This window comes from Neorhizobium sp. BETTINA12A (assembly GCF_023006485.1).
GTDB lineage: Bacteria > Pseudomonadota > Alphaproteobacteria > Rhizobiales > Rhizobiaceae > Neorhizobium.
In genome coordinates this window covers 1-2849 of record NZ_JALBGW010000289.1, presented here as the reverse complement: position 1 = coordinate 2849, position 2849 = coordinate 1, and the positions used below count along the sequence as shown (strand labels likewise).

The 2849-nt window shown below is 61.0% G+C and carries 2 protein-coding genes and 1 pseudogene; all 3 read right to left on the bottom strand.

The genetic code is table 11. From position 1 onward, the window contains the following. A pseudogene (locus MOV61_RS29385) lies at nucleotides 1-257 on the bottom strand (MarR family transcriptional regulator); the annotation flags it as partial. Between the two features lie 17 nt (nucleotides 258-274). After that, nucleotides 275-1144, bottom strand: coding sequence for a fumarylacetoacetate hydrolase family protein (locus tag MOV61_RS29380; RefSeq protein ID WP_247139112.1), 870 nt, complete (start codon nucleotides 1142-1144; stop codon nucleotides 275-277). A 25-nt stretch (nucleotides 1145-1169) separates the two neighbouring features. After that, a complete protein-coding gene (gtdA, locus tag MOV61_RS29375) occupies nucleotides 1170-2219 on the bottom strand; it encodes a gentisate 1,2-dioxygenase (RefSeq protein ID WP_247139111.1) in 1050 nt (349 codons plus the stop codon). Between the last annotated feature and the right edge of the window lie 630 nt (nucleotides 2220-2849).

Below are 2849 nucleotides of genomic sequence, written 5' to 3'. Positions count from 1 at the left end.
AGTTTTAGTTTGATGAGGGGGCTAAGCGTCTGGACCAGCGTCGGCGGTTCGATGCGCAGCCGCCTTGCGAGCGCGATCTGGCTGATGCCGGGGTAACGGCGGATCAGGAGCAGCACGCCGCCCTGGACCGGCGTGACGGCGAGCGAGCGGGCGCGAAACCAGTTCTGCCAGTGGATGCCGAACAGCGCCTGCAGGCGGCGGATGCGGATGCCGACGACACCGTCGAGAAGGACGGCATGGCCGTCCCTTTCTGCCAATGGGTTCGGCTCCGAACTCATGTCTTGTCCCAGTTGCCGTAGACCTTCACGTCCATCGAACCGATGCCTTCGAACCTGCCGTGCAGCACGTCGCCGGGAGCGATCGGGGCGACGCCTTCCGGCGTGCCGGTCATGATGATGTCGCCCGGATAAAGCGTGTAGGCCTTGCTGGCGAATTCGATCAGCTTCTGGACGTTGAAGATCAGCATGCTGGTGTTCGACTTCTGCCGGCTCTCGCCGCCGATCGTCAGTTCGAAATCGAGATTGTTCGGGTTCGGGATCTCGTCTGCGGTGACCACATACGGTCCGAGCACGCTGAACGTGTCGAGCGACTTGCGGTAGCTGCGCTCTTCAGGGCCGCGGATGGTGATGTCGTAACAGATCGCATAACCGGCGACGTAATCCAGCGCATCGGCTTCCGACACGCGAAAACCTTTTTTGCCGATGATCACGGCAAGTTCGATCTCGTGGTCGGTGCGCCGGTCTGCCCAGTCGACCACGACGCCTTCCGAGGGGCCGACCAGCGAGCTCACCGCCTTCAGGAACACGCCCGCCTCGGCGATCGGCTTGATCTTCATGCCGTGATGCAGCTGGTCGCTGTCCAGCACTTCGTCGAGATGGAGCCGGTAGTTGACCGGGGCGCCGACGATCTTGCCCGGATTGGCGATCGGGCTGAGAAGCGCGACCTCGGACAGCGGCTTCGACGGCGCGGTCTTCGCCATCTCTTCCATGGCGGGGCGCAACTCGGCGAAATGCGCCATGAACTGGTCGCCGTGGGGGAAGGGGTAACGGTAGTTCGGCAGGCGATCGAGGACGCTCGTGACATCCTTCACCTGATCGCCGACGACCACGCCGAGACGATTATCGTCATAGCGACAAAAACGCATGATTTCTCTCCCTGATCTCGTTCGCTCAGACGCGGGTGCGGTCTTCGCGGAAATAGCCGAGCTTCTCTTGCGCCACGCGGTCGGAGAAGCAGAATACGACGACGTCCTCGTTCGCCTTGAACGAGCGCCATGACCAGCCGGGCACGGCAATCACGTCCTTGGGGCCGAAATCGAAGGTTTTGGCGCCTATCGTGATCGAGCCGGTACCTTCGGCGATGCACATGACGATATGGTCCGTGGAGCGGATCTTCGCGGTTTCCATGCCCCTCGGGAAATGACTGAGCCAGGCCGACATGGTCGGCATCGTCCAGCCGCCGTCGATCGGGTTGGCATAGCGCAGCGTCGTGCCGATATGGGCGTCGATTTCTTCGCCACGCGAGGCGCGGTAGAGGGCTTCGCGGCTGCGCTCATAGGGATAGTTGAAGATCGGCGTCGTCTGGCCATAGGGGCTCGTGCCGCCGATCGGCATCATGCCGGAACCGAAACGGGCAAGCGAGTCGCCTTCGGGCCGAAGTAGTTCCTGTTCGGTGTCGTCGGAATCCTCGCGGAACACCGCCTCGAAAAAGGCGATCATCGGCACGTCGAGACCGTCCAGCCAGGCGGCCGGATCGGAACCGTCATTGCCGTGGTCGTGCCAGGCCCAGACGGGCGTGATGACGAAATCGCCAAACGCCATGCGGGTGCGCTCGCCGCCGACGGTCGTATAGGCGCCCGAACCTTCCAGCATGAAGCGCAGCGCCGAAGGCGTGTGGCGGTGAGCCGGCGCCACTTCGCCCGGCATGATGATCTGGATGCCGGCATAAAGCGTCGAGGTGGCCCGCGACTGGGCCGGGAAGGCGGGGTTTTCGAGGATCAGCACCCGGCGCTCCGCCTCTTCGGCGGTCAGCAGATTGCCGGATTCGAGGATCAGCGGGCGGATGTCGTCGTAACGCCAGCGATGCGCCTGCGCCTTCGAAGTCGGCTCGGGCGGCAGCATGCCCTTCATCACTTCCCAGAGAGGCGCCATGTTGTGCGGCTTGAGCCGCGCATAAAATTCTTCCCGTTTCGCAACGGTGGCGGCATCGATCTCGTGCATGAAATCCTCCTCCTCGGCTCCTCCAGCCGGAGATCGTAAGGTATACTAATTAATTTGGGGAGGTCAATCGCGATGGGATGCGAGAGGCGGAAATGGTCGACCCCTCAAAATTCAAGGATCGACATTTTTATTCAGGCGAAGCATAGTTGTCGCTCGGCGTCCAAAGGAGGAATGGGTGAAAAGATTAATTGTAGTATTGGGGCTCGTTCTAAGCTTCATCGCACCAGCATATGCGCAATGTGGACCAGATTGTGCAGACTGCTATAGTTCCCACAGAAATGGCAGCATTTGTCAACCCAATAAGATCAGTATATTAGGGCCTTGCGTATCTCAGTGCCTGCGAAAAAAAGAAACGCCGAAGCCCTTAATGCAAAGGCCTCAGCAAAACGCCAAGCCTGGCACGAAGTCGGCATTGTAACGATTTCCAGCAAAGTCGGGGATTTCTGGTTTCGTTATCCGATTTCAATCGAATCCTAGGCACTGAGCGAGGGGCTCACCACAGCGCTCAAAACACTCACCGCCCCGCCGTGCTCTTTGCCCGCGTCGGTTTCGGCGGCGCGGGAGGCTTGACCTTGTCCTCGCCCTTTGCCCCGCGGCCGGGCGCGCCGAGCCGTTCGGAAAGTCGGTGGG

Coding starts and splice junctions, on each gene's coding strand:
- MOV61_RS29380 (WP_247139112.1), bottom strand. CDS start 1,144: ATGCGTTTTTGTCGCTATGACGATAATCGTCTCGGCGTGGTCGTCGGC.
- gtdA (WP_247139111.1), bottom strand. CDS start 2,219: ATGCACGAGATCGATGCCGCCACCGTTGCGAAACGGGAAGAATTTTAT.